This is a genomic window from Blautia parvula (assembly GCF_020215665.1).
Classification (GTDB): Bacteria; Bacillota; Clostridia; order Lachnospirales; family Lachnospiraceae; genus Blautia; species Blautia celeris.
This window is the reverse complement of record NZ_CP084061.1, coordinates 54194-71161: the sequence shown is the minus strand read 5'-3', so window position 1 is coordinate 71161 and position 16968 is coordinate 54194. Positions and strand designations below refer to the sequence as shown.

The window sequence follows — 16968 nt, the reverse complement described above, 5'->3', positions numbered from 1 at the left end:
TGTTCTGCTATAGAACAGGCAGTTTCCATAAGGAGCATTTTTTCAATTCTGATGTAAGTCTTTCATCGCTCCACAGGGCATTATGACCTCCCAGTACGATGTTCGGCTTATTTTTGCCATGGAAATCGCTGCCGCAGGTGACAAACAGGCCTTTTTGTTCCGCGGCTTCCAGATAATGCAGTGCCTGCTCCCTGCTGTGGTAGGAAGAAAATACTTCAATGCCGTCAATCTTCTCCTCCGTGATCTGATCCAGCAGTTCATCATCTCCGCCCAGATTCTGCCCCGGATGCGCAAGAACCGCCGCACCGCCCGCGCTGTGTATCAGGGCCGCAGCATCAGGAAGGGATAGATAGGATATCTCCACATAGGCCGGCTTTCCCTTTGCAAAAAAATCCCAGTAAAACCGCACATTTGGCATATCACTTTTCTCCCCGCCCGGAAGGTAGGGGGCCAGTATTTCATACCGGTCTGCATCCCCGCGTTTTAAGACATGTTCAGCAATCTGTTCCCCGGTCACAACGCCGTTATCTGCCCCGGCAAGAATTTCATCCGCATCCACCACAATACCTGCTGCCTGCCGGAAAAGCCGGATTTTTTCCTCTGCCGCCCTTCTCTCCTGTTGTAAAATATCTTGTTCCACGGCTGCAAATTCTTCACGGTTCACATCAATGCCATATCCCAACAGGTGAAAATTCTGTCCTCTATACACACAGTCCAGCTCCACACCCTGGATAACCCTGACTTTAACGGCTGCTTTTAAAGCCTCGGCCACGCCACGGACACTATTGTGGTCTGTTACGGCAATCCACTCCATCCCGCATGCCTCACACTGCCTGATGATCTCTTCCGGAGAAAACTCCCCGTCATCACTGAACTTTGTATGGATATGAAGATCAACCCTTGACATGGACACACACCTCCCTTCTTCCCTGCACACGGTAATAAATGACCTGCAGCAGCAGAATGCCTGCCGTAGATATCAGATACAGGCAGTGAATTCCGTTTATGGCAGCAGTGGATTTCACTGCTGCGCCTGCCTCCAGAAATCCTTTCACTGCCCCTCCGATCATGGGGCCTAAAATAAACCCGAGTCCAATAACTGCCGTATAAAAATTATCATACATGATCCTGTTGTCTTTCGGCATCAGCTCATACCGTCTGTTAAACACAGCGACTACAAAACCGGCATTTGCAACGGAAGATATAAGAAACGCAGCCGGAATAAACAACAGGCAGTTCTTCGGCGCCGCAAAAGACATAAACAATGTCTCACCTGCAAAAAGCCAGATGGAGGTTTTCAAAACAAATTCATGTCCCCGCTTATCGCTGATCCTCCCCCATAAGCCCAGAAGCACGATCTGGGGCAGGGATATGATCATATACATAGCCGTCACCGTTTTATAGGGAAGTGCCAGATATTTCATCATATACACCATGGTAAAGCTGTCTGAAATATTGAGAAGCAGATAAAAAGCCAGGATATAAACCACAAATCCCACAAACTTCCTGTCTTTCAGAGGTATCTTCAGTGCATCCCCAAGTCCGCAATTTATTTTCAAAGGCCGGTACGGCGCGCTGTCAGGTGTCCGCATCAGAAGCATGACTTCACAGATACTCATCACCGCCGCTGCCCCGAACAGAACGGCAAATCCCAGGTATTCCCCCTGCATATGGTCCATCCAGAAACCGCCAGCCACAGATAACAGGACCGTAACGCCCAGTGTCAGCGTCTGTCTCAGTGATATGTAACGTCCGCTTTTCTTTTCATCCATAAACCCCATCATCCACTGGTTCAGCACTACCGTCGTCTGGGCCTGAAGCGTAAAAGCCATGACCACCGCCAGGACAAAGACGGCGATCTGCATCCGGTTCGGCACCACAGCCGGTATGAGTACAATGAAAAGCGTGGCGATTCTGGAAAGTGCCGTAAATATAACAGTCAGCCGCTTACGGCTCTGAAACCGCTCCAGATATGCCGCAAATCCAAGGATCAGCACCCCGCAGATATTCACGATCACGCTCAGATAACTGACCAGCACATCCCCTGCTCCCATAAGAAGCGCAAGGCCACTTAAAAACACGCCGCTGGTCAGATACGAAAACGCCGTTCCAAATGCTGTCTGCACAAAAAAGCAGATCCGTGGCCCGGTATCCAGAATTTTCTCTCTCCGCTTCATAAACATGGCTGCTCCTTTATAAACTGTACCTCATCAAACATCTTTGCAGCGGTCAGACTTGCCATCCCGTCAAAATAATCATGCCACACATCCGGGGAGTAGAGAATCTCTGCCAGCAGGTGTTTAGGCAGGAAGGCGGAAAGCCCGTCACCGATAGGCCCGATACAGTCCTTTTGCAGACTCGGGCCGCCAAGGACCACATACTGCGGATTCAGAATCCCGCAGATAAAACTGATGACCCGAACCACCAGATCAACATATCTGACATCCTCCATAGGCTCTGCCATGCACGCATCCAGCGTCTTTCCGTCTTCCATGGGCAGCAGACCCAGCTCCCCTGCAAAATTATGATGTCCGCGTACAACTCTGCCCCCTGAGATAAAACCGGCACTTACACAGCCCTTTTCAAAGTAGAGAAAAGCCATATTCGTGTTCTCCGGATTCTCACAAGGAAACTCCTTTGCGTAACACCGTCCGAATCCGATGGCAGTGGCATTCAGGTCATTTTCCAGCACCACAGGAATCTTGTACCGCTTTTCAAGGCTGTCGCCAATATCTATTTTATATAATTTCCCGTCCGCCTCATTTGTTCTCCAGTACCCTTTCCCTTCCACCGCGCCGGGTACGCCAATGCCTATAGACTTGATTTCTCTTTTTTTTATCTGTTCATCCATCCAAGCGGTGATGGCGCTTTCAAAATCTCCGTTTGCTGCCTCCAGCCTTGTTTTTTCCACGATCTCTCCGCAGACATTGATCAGCAGACCGTAGATCTGGTCTCCTGTGATGCAGAAAGCCGCGCCGTAATACCGGTTGGGCCGGAACCCATAGCGCTCTGCTTTTCTTCCTCCGCTGGATTCATCGTATCCAACACTCTCGATTTCTCCGTTCTGCATCATTTCAGACAGCAGAGAACGGACTGTGGTGGAACTGATCTTCGTCTCATAGGCAATCTCTGCCCTGGTGGCAGTTCCTTTTGCTTTCAGGACTTTTCGTATGAGGGAAAGATTTGCCTGTTTCAATACTCTTGGTCTGGCAGTCAGAGTGTCCATATGCATTCTCCTTTTCACTTTTATCAGATACTTTTATAAGTTTATGATAAAAGTGTACAGCAAATATCTTTCTCTGTCAACTTCCTTTTTCTTCCATATATTGTTTACTTCAAAAGCCCGCATACCAGAACAAAATAATGGGGCAGCCTTCCCTCTTCCATCCATTCCAGTTCTATTCCCATCAGCTTGCTAAGTGTCAGTCCCACATTGCCTCCGATGGATTCTATGGAATAACGCATCTTTTCCGGAAATCGACACGCTTTTTTATCCGGTCTGGTACAGTTTCCTTCGCACAAAATACAGGAGCCTGCTGACAGGCTGATACTTCCCGGATATTGTTTTTCCTTCTCCCAGAGCATTTCCGACAGCTTTTCCTTCTCCACACGGAGGGACTGTCCAAGGATTTTATCCTGCTCCGCCTTTGTAAATGCCTTCCCTGCAAACTCCTCATCAAAGATTATTTTAACGGCTGTCAGTTCCAGGGTCTCGTATTTCCTCCAGTATGACAGAACATCAAAATCATAAGATGGGCAGGACCATACCTTTTCATAATTCGGACATGCCCTGCAGCACTCCAGAAATGTGTCCACATCCACATAGCCTTCTATGTAGTCCTCCACCGGTACCACTGCTGTATAAGTTTCTGTTTTGTACATATTCTCTTTCCTCCCGTGTGTCTCTGTTTTTGACAATGGGTAATTTTCTTTTTGTATTCTTCTTTCAGTATAACATCTCTCTGTGACTGCTGCTATCTTTATCTTCTCTCCATGGGTGTAAAACCGATGATGAGGCAGGTACTGAGGAATGGGCACATTGAGGTTATCAATGGTTTAAAATTCATTTATTAGCAGCGGCCCATCCGTTCAACAGTCTTATTTTAATACCACTGTTCCATCGGCCCTGGTTCCAACAATGCTAATTTGCTCGCATTGTTTGCAACCGTCATCGTTACTTCGGCAATCGCTGATTTAAGGTTTTCATACTTACTTCTTTCTATGCGCTTGTTACAACCATCTATTAATACCTCCAGCGTTGCCATACCCTTTTTAAGATTAATAATCAATTTTTGCGCTTCATCATTGTCCATGATATTTACCACCTGCAACGTCTGCTGTTTTGCCGTTGTGACTAGACCTGTTATTTGATTACCCACCTTTATCTCATTCTGCGCTCGGAAATAGAAATCCACCAGATAATCATACACCTCCCACGCCTTGTCAGTGTTAAGGGACTTGGCGTGGAGGAGGGCACCTTTTTCTGTCCAGAGGTATAGGTGAGAAGTCCTATTTTTGACCACCTCGATTTTTTCTAGGTGGTTCTTAAATGCCTTTAATTCGTCCCCTGAAACGGATGTATAATGCTTTTATCTTTTTACCGACGCATAACCGGGCGCCGGTCCGGTGGTTCCTATTTGCATTTCCGGTCTTTGAGTAACACCACAATGATTCCTGTGCTAACAATAATCTGCACGACATCTAATATAATTTCTATGGTTGCCATACTTGACAATGGGCAAAGAAAACGATATCCTTATTTTAAGGGAAGGGGCTTTCGCCCCCGCCCCCTAATCTAGCAGATGATTGATTAAATCAATCAGGGCTTGGATTAGATTAAGTGTTGCGGTAATGAGAAGGATGGTTGCGAGCCGTTTCTCATTGCCGCTTTTCTTTTTCTTTCCCATTGTTCTCACCTCCTTTCTATGATTACATTATAAACCATATTTGGTTTATTGTCAATGGATTTTTAAACTTTTTTTGGATTATTTTATTGACATTAAAACGAGGTAGTTTTACAATATAAGAAAAGGAGGTATTCTAAATGCTTGTTTATAAAATCAATGTTATTGACACCTTGAAAGAATCAGGGTATAACAGCACGCGCATATTAAAAGAAAACATATTGAGCCAGTCTGCAATGCAAAAGTTAAGAAAGGGGGATATGGTCGGAATTAAAACACTTGAACAATTATGTGAATTACTGGATATGCAACCTGGAAATATTATCAAATATGTGGAAAGCGAAAATAAACCAAAATAAGTTTAATTAGTTTCTTGGTATTAAACTAAAAATAGTTTATAACTTTTTAAGATGATATTTTATTGACTAACTATGAGGCATGTGTTACTCTTTAATAAAGGAGGTCATGCCATATGTTAAAATACAAATTTAATGTGGGAGAAGCATTAGAACGTGCTGGCTTAAATATGTATAAAGCAAAAACCACAAAAGTTTTAAGTCAAAACACCCTTAAAAAGATAAAAAATGAAGATACAAGTATTTCTTTGGATTCTCTAAACAAGGTATGTACCATTTTAGATATGCAACCAAAAGATATCATCATGTATGTGGAAAATGAGGAGGAAAAGAAAAATCTTTTATCAAAGTTCTCTTCAAAAGCTTGATTATCACTTTTAAAAGCGATGAAATAAAGACAGTTAAAGAAGGGCAAGTGTCTTTAACAAATCAAATATGGAGGTCTTAAAATGTTAGATGAAAAAGATTTAAAATCAATTGCAGATTTACTTAACTCACAAACAAACATGATTCTATCTGAACTTGACAATGTCCAGACGCGGCTTACGGATAAGATAAATATGGTGGAATCAAACATGGAAGAAATCAAGCAATACTACAGAATCAACAAGCTTGAAAACGAAAACACGAGCCTGCTTTTGCAGATGATTAAAGACTTGCAAAAAGAAGTAGACGAATTAAAAAAGAAAATAGCTTAGAGAATACCAAGGGAGGGCGGGCTTGCCACCGCTCCCCCAGCAACTAAATTATAACAGCATAAAACTTGATTTTCAAGGCCCTGGTGATAAAACCTGGACCTTTTGTTTATTTGAGCGCACCGGAAGAATCTGTGTAGCACATCTTTCCTGACTTGTCCACATAGTAGACCTTTCCGTCGGTACGGACCAGGTTATCAGATACCATAGCACCATTGGCTTTGAGGTAATACCAATTCTTTTTCCATTCAATCCAGCCGGTTTTCATCCAGCCGCTGCCATCAAAGAAGAACCATACACCCCCAATCTTCTCCCAATCGTTTTTTACATATCCGCCGTCTGCATGGCGGTACCACCAGCGGCCATCGCGGACCTGTATCCAGTTATTCTTTTTCAGGTATGTATCTACGGCTACCCTTGTCTTCTCACCTGCGCATCCATCAGGATTCACACCCACAAGGCGCTGCACCCGGATAGTCTGTGTCTCTGTGTCCGGTCCAAACTCTCCGTCCACATGTACTCCACTGCCAAAGATGTTCAGTTTTTTCTGCCATTCTGTCACTTCTGCTCCGGTATCGCCTCTGGACAGCCAATCTTTAGTATCGCCGGATGGAGTATTGCCGGACATCGCACTTCCTGTAATACCGGAAACAATAGCATTCGCCATCTTTTCCGCAGTATATTTCCCGGCATCTTCTGCGCTGTCACAGAAACAACATTCCACCAGGAGCGCCGGACTTGCTGTATGCCGTAACACATAAAGGCTGGAGTTTGTCTTTACACCTCTTTTGGTGTATCCCAGCTCCCCTATTTTGTCTACAATCCTCTGGGCGTAAGGCTCTGCCGCCGTGCCCCAATTATATATAAATACCTCTGTTCCATGTGCCGCGCCATTATAACAGTTAAAATGAATGGATACATCCAGATCAACTGCATGGGCATTACATTTTGCTACGATAGCTGCAAGGTTTCCGCTTACACTTCCGGAATTTTCATCCGTACAGTCATAGACTGTATGGCCTGCTGCCTGCAGCTTACGAATCACCAGGTCTTTCACCTTCCGGTCTTCCGTTGTTTCAGAAAATACCCCAGCCGCTCCTGGAACCTTAAAGTTATGTCCTGCATGTACATTGATTCTCATTCCTTCTTCCTCACTTTCCACATTTAAAATATCCCGATGTATCTTCAAGATTTTTTCTCCGTATCCTTTACCTGCCGCCCATCCTGTGTGATTCGGATTTTCTTGTATTCCCAGCCACTCCACATATTCCGCCATCCCGCGCTTCACGAAATGAAAACGCGGGTCTACACATCCCTGTTTAAGCGGTTGGTTACAGGCATAGGCTTTTAGGTGCTGGACCTGTGCGCGGATTCCCAATTGTGGGCTGGGAAAATTGTTACCTTTCTCTCCATTTTTCATCACACCCATTCCGCAAAAATTATTCTGCCTCAGGTTGACTGCAGATCCGGCGAAGGTAAAATTTCCTGTCTCCAAACATGATTGCGCAAATGCTATATCTCCTTTTACTCCCTCTACTTCACCCTCTGTCAGATATAGCGGTATCATATCCAGTACGGTCTGTTCCACACCTGGATTTTTACTCTTGATATATTTTTGCATCTGCTTCACGGATGCAGATGCCCTGCCCATTATCAATACGCCCATATTGCTCCTTTCATAAAAAGAGAGCGATTACTCGCCCTCTTCTCCTGGTCCATTTTCTGCTTTTTTCTTTCCGTCTTTATCAACCAAATTTCGCAGCATTTCATAAAGGCCCGTACTTGCCAAACCTGAAGTCATACCGCTTATAATCACCTCTGCATTAATGCCACTGCTCATGTTGATAAGTATTGCAATAATGGTGCCCATCGTAAGAGCGGCAAGTGGGATGTACCTATTTTTGATTGCCGGTATCGCGGTCTTGATCACATACCCCACTAACAAGCAGATGCCCAAAATTACCGGGTTAATGTAGTTTGTCAAAAAGCTTAAATCCATGTTCATTTCTCCTTTTTCTCTAATATAGTGATTCGTGTTTCGTGGTCATGCAGCTTATCATCCTGCTCTTCATTGTGCTTCCACAGCCTCTCATGGGATTTGCTATTTCTGGCTGTCAGTTCATCCATCCCCTCATCCAGCATATTTAACCGGTCAATTAACCGGGTGATTGATGTGTTTAGCTTCACTATTGGCGTCCCTATGGATATTGCAAAGGCTATAAGAGCGACAATAACGCCAAATACTTCCCATTCTGTCACATGTAAGTTCCTCGCTTTCATGATTTTTTTGATAAAAACACAATAAAAATCTGATTATCCGCTAAAACACAGTATCTATCAGCATTTTCAAGGAAACAAACACATCAATTTACTACTTATTTACTACTAACGAATGAGCCTTGATACGCAGGTTTTCCTAGATATGCAAAGATATGGTACAGCACATCAGTATTAAAACAAGAAAAAATTGAATATTTCATAGACTATGGAACGCCTAAAATGACGTTCCTTTTCTATTTTCAGTCGTTCTTATTGGACGGCTATTTTATTACCCAAAATGAAAGGAGCATTAGATTTATGAAAAAGACATGGAAACGATTGTGTACGGGCTTCTTAGCTCTTGCAACTGTCGTTACTGCTTTACCGACTACACCCGTTCATGCAGAAAGTAAACAATACTGGACTGAGTCAAAAGAGCGTGTCGGTATCGTTGAAAAAGTAATGAATGACGGTTCGATTGGTTCTACCTTTAATGAGGGACATTTGACCGTTGAGGGAGAGGACGCTTACTGTATTGACATCAATACAGATTTTAAGAACGGCTACAAGACCAGAGCTGACGCAAGCTCACGCATGAGTGCCGACCAGATTTCAGATGTGGCGTTATCCTTAGAGTATGTCAAACAGTATGGCGAAGCTCACAAGGAATTGAACTATAAACAAGTTTATCTGTTGGAACAATGTGTTGTCTGGCAGAGATTGAGCGTACATCTTGGCTGGCAATGTGATAACGTGCGAGCTTCTTATGATGAAATTCCAAAGGCAACACAGGACGAAGTTTTCTCTGGTGCAAGAGCCTTTGTCAAAGAAAATAAAGGACGCTATGAATGTGGCGGTTATATCTACTCTGGCGAGGGGCAGGAATTGGGACAATTCTGGGCGAAACTGAATGTCGGAAAAGCGAAACTGCAAAAGGTTTCCAGTAATGCCAGCATTACAGACGGTAACGGGAATTACTCAATCGCTGGTGCAACTTACGGTGTCTTTGCTGATAAGGACTGCACAAAACAGCTTGCCACCCTTACGACTGATGAAAACGGAAATACAGATGTTGCAGAGGTAAAAGCAGGCATAGTCTATATCAAGGAATTATCCGCACCAGCAGGATATAAAGTAGATAAAACTGTATATTCCTTAAAGGTTGAAGCTGGAAAGACAGCGACTTTGAAAGTATCAGATACACCAAAAGTAACAGACACTTTGATTGAGCTTTTCAAGATTGATATGGAAACACAGAAAGTCAATCCGCAGGGAAACGCTTCTTTAGCAGGTGCGGAATTTACATGGAAGTATTATGCAGGCTTCTATGAGAAAGACAATCTCCCTGCCGAAGCTACTCGTACATGGGTTACAAAGACAATCTCTGAAACAGACAGCGACGGAACAACCCACTACATCACAAAATTAGCGGACGCTTACAAGGTGTCTGGCGACAGCTTCTATATGCAGGACGGCAAAGCAGTTCTTCCACTTGGAACGCTAACCGTTGAGGAAACGAAAGCTCCAAACGGCTACTTGTTAGACGGTGCATATATGCAGGCTGGCGATAAGTCCGAACAGATTAAGGGCTTATATGTAACACAAATTACCGAGGACGGCGACCTTGCCGTACTATCTGGAAGTAACCAGTTTTCCGTATCTGACAAAGTTATCCGTGGCGGTGTCAAAATTCAGAAACGAGATTTAGAAACGGGCGATACAAAGCCACAAGGAAGTGCCACTTTGAAAGATACTGCCTTTGACATCATTTCCTTAAATGATAATTCTGTTTTGGTTGAGGGCAAGCTATACAAGAAAAATGAAGTCGTAAAAACTATTCGTACAGATATTGAGGGTATCGCTTCTACTTCTTCTGACCTCTTACCTTATGGAAAATTCCGTATCGTTGAAAGTGAAGCTCCCAACGGTTACTTAACTGACGGTGCAAAACAGATTGATTTTACAATTACAGAAAATGGAAAAATCGTGGACTTAACCGACAAAGCCCATTCTATCTACAATCAGATTAAGCGTGGAGATATTGAGGGCATAAAAATCGGTGCAGGTACACACAAGCGTCTTGCTGATGTTCCCTTTCGGATCACAAGCAAGACGACGGGAGAAAGTCATGTTGTGGTAACTGATGATAACGGGCAATTCTCCACTTCTGCTGACTGGGCTTCCCATAAGCACAATACCAACAAAGGACAGACCAGCGAGGACGGTGTATGGTTTGGGACTTCTGAACCAGACGACAGCAAGGGTGCATTACTTTATGATACTTACATCATTGAAGAATTGAAATGTGAAAGCAACAAAGGCTTTGAGCTTATCCCGCCTTTTGAAATCGTGGTATCAAGAAATAACCTTGTGATTGATTTAGGGACTTTAACTGATGAATACGAAAAAGAAATCTCTATCCATACCACAGCGACCAGCAAGGACGGCGAAAAGACTATCCTTGCTGGAAAAGAAATCACGATTGTAGATACTGTAAAATTAGACGGACTTACCAAAGGCACAAAATATCAGCTCAAAGGCTGGCAGATGTTAAAGGAAGAAAACGCCGAGCTTATCATTGACGGGAAACGTGTTGAAAACGATTATACCTTTGTCGCTGATGATGAAGAAATGAAAGTGGAAATTGCCTATACATTCAATGCGTCCGAGCTTGGCGGTAAAAATCTGGTAACATTCGAGGAATTATACGATTTGAGCAATCCAGACGAACCCGTAAAAGTTGCGGAACACAAAGACATTGAGGACGACGGACAGACGGTACTTATCACAGAGCGTATCATCAAAATTCATACGACTGCTACCAATAAGGACGGCAACAAAGAGCTTGAAGCTGGAAAAGACGTTACAATCATTGATACTGTAACCTTAGAGGGCTTGGAAGTCGGTACACAGTATAAACTTGTGGGCTGGCAGATATTGAAAGAAGAAAATGCAGAACTTCTTATCAATGGAAAACGTGTGGAAAGTGATTACACTTTTACCGCTGATAGCGAAACTATGAAAGTGGAAGTTGCCTTTACCTTTGACGCTACTTCTCTTGACGGCAAACAGCTTGTAACTTTTGAGGAATTGTACGATTTCAGCAATCCAGACGAGCCGAAGAAAGTTACCGAACATAAAGACATTGAGGACGAGGGACAGACGATTACCTTTAAGGAAAAGCCAGAAGTCCCAGAAGAACCAGAGAAACCCGAAACACCACAGACACCAGAAAAGCCAAATAAGCCTAGCGACAGTCCCAAAACGGGCGACAGTACAAATGTAATGGCATTTGTCGTGATGTTGCTTGCGTCTGCTGGTGGACTGGCTGGAACATATCTTTACAAACGCCGTAAAATGAAGAAATCATAAGGCGGTAACAGTATGATGAAAGAAAAATCACGCTCTCCGCCGAAGCTGTCAAACGGCAGACTTCCGCTTATTCTGGCTTGTCTGCAAACAACCTGCAAGAACACGGATAGTCAAGGGTGCGTAAGCATTTATTTTACCCTTTACTATCGGTGGGATTGCTGGTACTTTCCTAACCGCCAGAATAAGAAATTGATTGTAATTAACTTATCAAATATAGAAAGAAACGAGGTAAAACAATATGGAAATGAAATATGTCGTGCCAGATATGGCACAGTCTTTTGGAACTCTTGAATTTGCAGGCGAAAGCGAGCCAGTCTTTGAAAAAGATAAAAATAACCGAAGGGTCTTAACTAGACGAAGCTATAACCTTTACTCTGACGTACAGAAAGGCGAAAATGTTGTGGTGGAAATTCCCGTGCAGGCTGGCGAAAAGCATTTTAAGTATGAACAGAAAGTAAAACTTGTCAATCCGAAGTTATACGGCAGAGGTTACGCAATCGGGGATATGGGACATACCGATTATGTGTTGCTTGCTGATGATATTGTAGTAGTTGAAGAAAAGTAAAGGAGTGAAGAATTTATGAGATTATCAAACGGGTTTGTCATTGACAAAGAGAAAACATTTGGAGAATTAAAATTTACAGCGGTGCGTGATGTGTTCTTACAGAATGAGGACGGGACACCGAGTACCCAGCTTAAAAAGCGTATCTATGATTTGAAGTGCAGTCTGCATGGTGGAATTATCCCCGTATCTGTACCGCCAGAAGTGCCGTTAAGGGAATTTCCGTACAATGCAGTCGTGGAGCTTGTCAATCCCGTAGCCGATACGGTATCAAGAAAGACGTTTGGTGGTGCAGATGTGGACTGGTATGTAAAAGCAGAGGATATTGTCTTGAAGAACAAAGGCAACCAAAAAGCAGGCAGTCCACAGAATAATAACATGCAGGGACAGCCGAAAAAATAGGCTTGCCGAATAAATTTTCATTGTAACGGATATATGGAACTGCTATAATATGGGTATGAAGAAACGGACAAATCCTTTAGGTTAGAATCGATGATGGGGTAAACGAAAAAGCAGTTTTGACATTCCAGTGAACTGCCCCTTCGTTTACACCATTTTCGATTTGACCTAATTGAACAAAGTGAGCGTCCGGGCAGCTACTGCCTATGGACTTTCAATCTTTTGCTCTTATCCATAATTATACAGGATCTCCTATGCAGATGCTACAGAAATCACGTGTTTTCAGATAAATAGGTACAACAATAAAACCTCAGGATTTTGAGGCTAAAAAAACATATAAATAGGAAATGGGCTTTAACGCCTTTGCGGTATTCGAAGCTGTGGTTTTCCAAGATGTCCACCGCAGGATTTACATACATGGATGTTTATCCCATATAGCTGTTTCAATATTTCCGGCATCTCCTTATCCCTGAGCTTTGAAAGATATTTTTTGCATCCGAGGAGATGCCGGCATAAAGTGAGTTTTTTGTGTTTGCTGCGGGAACATAGAAGTCCATAATGCCGGATCCTGACAAAACGTCTGGGTGGCACATGCATCAGAAAACGCCGTATAAATTCAATGCCGGAAATGGTCAGTTCCTTCCATTGTCCTTCTTTCCGGTAATCCTTAACGGAAAAAGTAACATTTTCATCATCCATATGGATGATGCGGTGATTGCTGATAGCGATCCTATGGGTATACTTTCCAAGGTAATCAATCACAGATTGTGCACCGTTAAAAGTTTTCTTACAGTAAGGAACCCATTCTGCGTCATAACAGGAATCTATAAGTTCTTTGAATTCATAATAATTACGGTATTTTTCTGCTGTTCCATGAAACTCAAGCTGATCTGTATTCCAGAGATTTTTCAGTTCATCCATATATTTCCCACGAAATACTTTGGAGATAGCCCATATAGGGAGAAAAAACTCCGTACCATTGTCTTTCCACTCATTTTTCGGTGTCAGGCCGCCGCCAAGCAGTATCGTATGGATATGGGGATGAAAATTCATTTCTGAGCCCCATGTATGCAGGATGCAGATATAACCAACAGAAGCCCCGAGGTGCTTTGGGTCGGCTGTCAGTTCCTGAATAGTAGCGGAAGCCGCATGATAGAGCGTGTCATATAACAGTTTCTGATTATTGTAAATGACTGGGTTCAGAATATCAGGGACTGTAAACACCAGATGGAAATATGGTGCATCAAGTACATCTTCCCTGCGGGCATCCATCCACATTTCCTTTGGGACTGCCTGACACATGGGACAACAGCGGTTACGACAGGAATTATAATGGATCTGGACAGCACCACAGTCTTCACATACACTGATATTTGCACCATAAGCTCCTGTTTTACAGTTCAAGATGTTCCGGGCAGTTTTTGACTGTTCCGGGGATGGAGAATATTTTTCAAGGTATGCTGTATAAAAATGTCGGAAAATATCCTGGACGGTGGGTTTATTCATGGTCAGCACCTTCTTTCCTGTCAAAAGGGCTTTGAATGCCCATGAGGGATTTGTTGCTGACATGAAGATAAACTTCCGTAGATTTCGGGTCACGGTGTCCAAGCAGCGCCTGAATATTCTGCCGTTCTACGCCCTGTTCCATCAGATGGGTTGCAAAGCTATGGCGGAGACAGTGAGGGGTTGCTGCCTTTGGAAGTTCTGCATCAGCTACTGCCCGTCGCATTACCTGTTCCAGAGTACTGACTGTTAGATAATTACCGGTAAATTTATTCGGAAACAGGATGCCACGGGGACGACCTTTCTCAAACCAGTATTGTGTAAGGATATCCAGACAACGTTTGGAGAGAATGGTATAACGGTCCATTCTATTCTTGGTATCCCGGACATGGATCTGCATATTTGAACGGGAGATATCGTCATAATGAAGATGGATCACTTCAGAAACTCTCATACCTGAGGAATACATGACTGCGAACATAGCCTTATATTTGATATCATCAACAGCATCTAACAGGCGGTCAATCTCAGAGGCAGTCAGTACAGTAGGAAGCTTATGTTCTAGGATCATACGTGGAACTGTGATGTCATCCCAAAGGATATGCAGGACATTTCGATAGAAAAAACGGATGGCAGAATTGTAAAGATTCAGAGTTGTGGCTTTCAGTCCTTCCTCTTTTTTCGCAAGCAAAAAAGCCCTGACATCCTGACAGGTAAGTTCTTTGGGATTCTTATTCTGATATTTCAGAAAGTAAGAAACATAGTTTTTATAGCAACTGATGGAACGTTCTTTGAGGTTACGGATTTTCCCGGCTTCCTCAAGCTGTTCTAAATATTTTTCATACATAATAAAATCCTCCATATAAAATCAGTAGTTATCAGAAACACTGCTTTATACGGAGGGGCATTGGGGTCATAAAACCGCTTGCCAACCAAGTGGAATGGTGGTATTCTTTTCATAGGCAGTGGAGAGGTCGATCCTGTTTGATTGTTATTTTGTGGTGATTTAACAATACTACTTTTAGGACTTGCTTTCCACTGTTTTGTTATAGAAAAAAGAAAATCGCTATGCCATAGCCTTGGCAGGCCATCGCGCAGCGATTTTGTTCAATTAGAATTTGGAGGGGATTGTTATGACGGAAACGATGGGTGTTGCGATTGGAATAGGTGTATTGGCACTTGTTTTTATATATCTTGGTTGTTTGATGTGGAAAAAGGAAAAAATCACTTTGCTTCATAGTTATCATTATGACAAAGTGTCTCCAAGTGATAAAAAGGGTTTTTGTAAAATATCAGGTTGGGGTGTTATCTTTATTGGAATTGGTCTTTTGGTGACTGCTATAATAATCGGTATAACAGATTCAGTGTTAAGTTTTATCGCTTTTGCATTGGGATTTGTTGTGGGATTGGTGTTGCTGATTTATGCAGGAGCAAAATATAACCGCTAATAGAGAAGAAACTTCAAGTTTGACAACTTCATATCCATTATACAAAGCAGTTAGTCTTAGGATTGACTGCTTTTTTCATACCCAGAAAGGAGTGATTGATTTATGCGTACTATTTGGAACAAAGGACACCGTATCAGAGCCAGCGACAAGCACCTTGTCTACCACTTTTCCATAGGAACGCTTCTGTTTGTATTCGTGGCGGTTCTCCTGCTACTGAATATGAAACAGCTCATGCGTACCGATTGGGAACATTTCAGCTTGTTAGAGAACGGCTTGACGCTCTCCCCTTACAACTTCATAACCATACTGATAGCGACTGGTGTTTGTGCATTAGTCGCTTTTCTGTATTACCGCTTCTGTTACGACAGTTTCAAGAAGCTCCTGCACCGTCAAAAGCTGGCAAGAATGGTACTGGAAAACAAGTGGTATGAAGCCGATACCGTACAAGACAGCGGTTTTTTTACTGACCTGCAATGCAGATCAAGGGAAAAAATCGTCTGGTTTCCAAAGATTTATTATCAAATGGAAAAAGGATTGCTTCATATCCGCTGTGAAATTACGCTAGGGAAATATCAAGACCAGCTTTTACGGTTAGAGGATAAATTGGAAAGTGGCTTATATTGTGAGCTGACCGACAAGACCCTGCATGACGGCTATATCGAATATACCTTGCTTTATGATATGATAGCGAACCGCATTACCATTGATGAAGTACGGGCAGAGAACGGCTGTCTTAGATTGATGAAAAATCTTGTCTGGGAATATGACGCACTTCCCCATGCTCTGATTGCTGGTGGGACTGGTGGCGGTAAAACTTATTTTCTGCTGACGCTTATTGAAGCCTTACTGCATACAAACGCTGTCCTTTATATCTTAGACCCGAAGAACGCTGACCTTGCAGACTTGGGAACAGTTATGGGAAATGTGTATCATACCAAAGAAGAAATGATAGATTGCGTCAATGCCTTTTATGAGGGCATGGTACAGCGAAGTGAGGAAATGAAGCGACACCCGAACTATAAGACGGGCGAAAACTACGCTTATCTGGGACTTCCCCCCTGCTTTCTTATCTTTGATGAATATGTGGCATTTTTTGAAATGCTGGGGACAAAAGAAAGCGTGAGCCTACTTAGCCAGTTAAAGAAAATCGTTATGTTAGGGCGACAAGCAGGTCATTTCCTTATCGTTGCCTGCCAGCGTCCAGACGCAAAATATTTCTCGGACGGTATCAGAGATAACTTCAATTTCCGTGTGGGATTGGGGCGTATCAGCGAATTAGGTTATGGTATGCTGTTCGGTTCAGATGTGAAAAAACAGTTTTTTCAAAAGCGTATCAAGGGGCGTGGCTATTGTGATGTAGGGACAAGTGTTATCAGCGAATTTTACACGCCTTTAGTGCCGAAAGGACATGATTTTCTACAAGAAATCGGCAGACTGGAAGAAAAAAGGACTGCAAGCAACGAAAGCTGA

Annotated in this window: 18 protein-coding genes; 8 read left to right on the top strand and 10 right to left on the bottom strand. The window is 43.1% G+C overall.

Going from position 1 to position 16968, the window contains the following annotated elements; genetic code table 11:
• Positions 1-7 precede the first annotated feature (7 nt).
• The 5 genes from LC508_RS00450 to LC508_RS00430 all read right to left on the bottom strand — a co-directional run bounded on the left by LC508_RS00450 (position 8) and on the right by LC508_RS00430 (position 4313).
• Complete coding sequence (locus tag LC508_RS00450) at positions 8-907, bottom strand: PHP domain-containing protein (RefSeq protein WP_103732402.1); 900 nt, start codon at positions 905-907, stop codon at positions 8-10.
• Entirely contained in the window at positions 894-2177 is a 1284-nt protein-coding gene (locus LC508_RS00445) for an MFS transporter (protein ID WP_225305286.1), read from the bottom strand. The genes LC508_RS00450 and LC508_RS00445 overlap by 14 nt, the downstream gene beginning before the upstream one ends.
• Positions 2174-3226 (bottom strand): ROK family protein, encoded by a 1053-nt coding sequence (locus LC508_RS00440; RefSeq protein ID WP_103732404.1) that lies wholly within the window; start codon positions 3224-3226, stop codon positions 2174-2176. The genes LC508_RS00445 and LC508_RS00440 overlap by 4 nt, the downstream gene beginning before the upstream one ends.
• Positions 3227-3330: 104 nt before the next feature.
• Positions 3331-3882 (bottom strand): DUF2284 domain-containing protein, encoded by a 552-nt coding sequence (locus LC508_RS00435; protein WP_033142249.1) that lies wholly within the window; start codon positions 3880-3882, stop codon positions 3331-3333.
• 221 nt (positions 3883-4103) lie between these two features.
• The gene (locus LC508_RS00430) at positions 4104-4313 is read right to left on the bottom strand and encodes a hypothetical protein (RefSeq protein ID WP_146051727.1); all 210 of its coding nucleotides are present in this window, start codon (positions 4311-4313) and stop codon (positions 4104-4106) included.
• A 731-nt stretch (positions 4314-5044) separates the two neighbouring features.
• On the opposite strand from LC508_RS00430, the gene LC508_RS00425 reads away from it, so the two are divergent.
• The 3 genes from LC508_RS00425 (at position 5045) to LC508_RS00415 (ending at position 5958) form a co-directional block, all read left to right on the top strand.
• A complete protein-coding gene (locus LC508_RS00425) occupies positions 5045-5263 on the top strand; it encodes a helix-turn-helix domain-containing protein (protein WP_033143697.1) in 219 nt (72 codons plus the stop codon).
• 113 nt (positions 5264-5376) lie between these two features.
• On the top strand, positions 5377-5628 hold the full coding sequence (locus LC508_RS00420; RefSeq protein ID WP_033143696.1) for a helix-turn-helix domain-containing protein: 252 nt from the start codon (positions 5377-5379) through the stop codon (positions 5626-5628).
• Positions 5629-5709: 81 nt separating this feature from the next.
• Positions 5710-5958: a hypothetical protein gene (locus LC508_RS00415; RefSeq protein WP_033143695.1), complete on the top strand. Its 249-nt coding sequence runs from the start codon at positions 5710-5712 to the stop codon at positions 5956-5958.
• Positions 5959-6064: 106 nt separating this feature from the next.
• Here LC508_RS00415 and LC508_RS00410 read toward each other — a convergent pair whose 3' ends face one another.
• From LC508_RS00410 to LC508_RS00400, 3 genes are read right to left on the bottom strand one after another with little or no spacing between them, the layout of a single operon-like run.
• The gene (locus LC508_RS00410) at positions 6065-7621 is read right to left on the bottom strand and encodes an N-acetylmuramoyl-L-alanine amidase (protein ID WP_118594029.1); all 1557 of its coding nucleotides are present in this window, start codon (positions 7619-7621) and stop codon (positions 6065-6067) included.
• 27 nt (positions 7622-7648) lie between these two features.
• Positions 7649-7954: a phage holin family protein gene (locus LC508_RS00405; RefSeq protein WP_054352308.1), complete on the bottom strand. Its 306-nt coding sequence runs from the start codon at positions 7952-7954 to the stop codon at positions 7649-7651.
• Between the two features lie 2 nt (positions 7955-7956).
• On the bottom strand, positions 7957-8214 hold the full coding sequence (locus tag LC508_RS00400; RefSeq protein WP_033143700.1) for a hypothetical protein: 258 nt from the start codon (positions 8212-8214) through the stop codon (positions 7957-7959).
• Positions 8215-8532: 318 nt separating this feature from the next.
• Between LC508_RS00400 and LC508_RS00395 the strand changes: the two genes are divergently transcribed.
• The 3 genes from LC508_RS00395 (at position 8533) to LC508_RS00385 (ending at position 12550) form a co-directional block, all read left to right on the top strand.
• Positions 8533-11586, top strand: a complete 3054-nt coding sequence (locus LC508_RS00395) for an SrtB-anchored collagen-binding adhesin (protein WP_077709439.1) — start codon at positions 8533-8535, stop codon at positions 11584-11586.
• A 238-nt stretch (positions 11587-11824) separates the two neighbouring features.
• Positions 11825-12151, top strand: coding sequence for a YdcP family protein (locus tag LC508_RS00390; protein ID WP_054352307.1), 327 nt, complete (start codon positions 11825-11827; stop codon positions 12149-12151).
• A 15-nt stretch (positions 12152-12166) separates the two neighbouring features.
• Positions 12167-12550: a YdcP family protein gene (locus LC508_RS00385; protein ID WP_054352306.1), complete on the top strand. Its 384-nt coding sequence runs from the start codon at positions 12167-12169 to the stop codon at positions 12548-12550.
• A gap of 351 nt (positions 12551-12901) precedes the next feature.
• Here LC508_RS00385 and LC508_RS00380 read toward each other — a convergent pair whose 3' ends face one another.
• The gene (locus LC508_RS00380) at positions 12902-14053 is read right to left on the bottom strand and encodes an IS91 family transposase (RefSeq protein WP_225305402.1); all 1152 of its coding nucleotides are present in this window, start codon (positions 14051-14053) and stop codon (positions 12902-12904) included.
• Positions 14046-14897 (bottom strand): tyrosine-type recombinase/integrase, encoded by an 852-nt coding sequence (locus tag LC508_RS00375; protein WP_225305235.1) that lies wholly within the window; start codon positions 14895-14897, stop codon positions 14046-14048. Before LC508_RS00375 ends, LC508_RS00380 begins: the two co-directional genes overlap by 8 nt.
• Positions 14898-15183: 286 nt before the next feature.
• On the opposite strand from LC508_RS00375, the gene LC508_RS00370 reads away from it, so the two are divergent.
• Complete coding sequence (locus LC508_RS00370) at positions 15184-15498, top strand: DUF3784 domain-containing protein (protein ID WP_054352305.1); 315 nt, start codon at positions 15184-15186, stop codon at positions 15496-15498.
• 102 nt (positions 15499-15600) lie between these two features.
• Positions 15601-16968 carry an FtsK/SpoIIIE domain-containing protein gene (locus LC508_RS00365; RefSeq protein ID WP_077709438.1) on the top strand — a complete coding sequence of 456 codons (1368 nt, stop codon included), beginning with the start codon at positions 15601-15603 and terminating at the stop codon, positions 16966-16968.

Coding starts and splice junctions, on each gene's coding strand:
- LC508_RS00435 (WP_033142249.1), bottom strand. CDS start 3,882: ATGTACAAAACAGAAACTTATACAGCAGTGGTACCGGTGGAGGACTAC.
- LC508_RS00440 (WP_103732404.1), bottom strand. CDS start 3,226: ATGGACACTCTGACTGCCAGACCAAGAGTATTGAAACAGGCAAATCTT.
- LC508_RS00450 (WP_103732402.1), bottom strand. CDS start 907: ATGTCAAGGGTTGATCTTCATATCCATACAAAGTTCAGTGATGACGGG.
- LC508_RS00425 (WP_033143697.1), top strand. CDS start 5,045: ATGCTTGTTTATAAAATCAATGTTATTGACACCTTGAAAGAATCAGGG.
- LC508_RS00385 (WP_054352306.1), top strand. CDS start 12,167: ATGAGATTATCAAACGGGTTTGTCATTGACAAAGAGAAAACATTTGGA.
- LC508_RS00380 (WP_225305402.1), bottom strand. CDS start 14,053: ATGAATAAACCCACCGTCCAGGATATTTTCCGACATTTTTATACAGCA.
- LC508_RS00365 (WP_077709438.1), top strand. CDS start 15,601: ATGCGTACTATTTGGAACAAAGGACACCGTATCAGAGCCAGCGACAAG.
- LC508_RS00370 (WP_054352305.1), top strand. CDS start 15,184: ATGACGGAAACGATGGGTGTTGCGATTGGAATAGGTGTATTGGCACTT.
- LC508_RS00395 (WP_077709439.1), top strand. CDS start 8,533: ATGAAAAAGACATGGAAACGATTGTGTACGGGCTTCTTAGCTCTTGCA.
- LC508_RS00430 (WP_146051727.1), bottom strand. CDS start 4,313: ATGGACAATGATGAAGCGCAAAAATTGATTATTAATCTTAAAAAGGGT.
- LC508_RS00445 (WP_225305286.1), bottom strand. CDS start 2,177: ATGAAGCGGAGAGAGAAAATTCTGGATACCGGGCCACGGATCTGCTTT.
- LC508_RS00390 (WP_054352307.1), top strand. CDS start 11,825: ATGGAAATGAAATATGTCGTGCCAGATATGGCACAGTCTTTTGGAACT.
- LC508_RS00415 (WP_033143695.1), top strand. CDS start 5,710: ATGTTAGATGAAAAAGATTTAAAATCAATTGCAGATTTACTTAACTCA.
- LC508_RS00405 (WP_054352308.1), bottom strand. CDS start 7,954: ATGGATTTAAGCTTTTTGACAAACTACATTAACCCGGTAATTTTGGGC.
- LC508_RS00410 (WP_118594029.1), bottom strand. CDS start 7,621: ATGGGCGTATTGATAATGGGCAGGGCATCTGCATCCGTGAAGCAGATG.
- LC508_RS00375 (WP_225305235.1), bottom strand. CDS start 14,897: ATGTATGAAAAATATTTAGAACAGCTTGAGGAAGCCGGGAAAATCCGT.
- LC508_RS00420 (WP_033143696.1), top strand. CDS start 5,377: ATGTTAAAATACAAATTTAATGTGGGAGAAGCATTAGAACGTGCTGGC.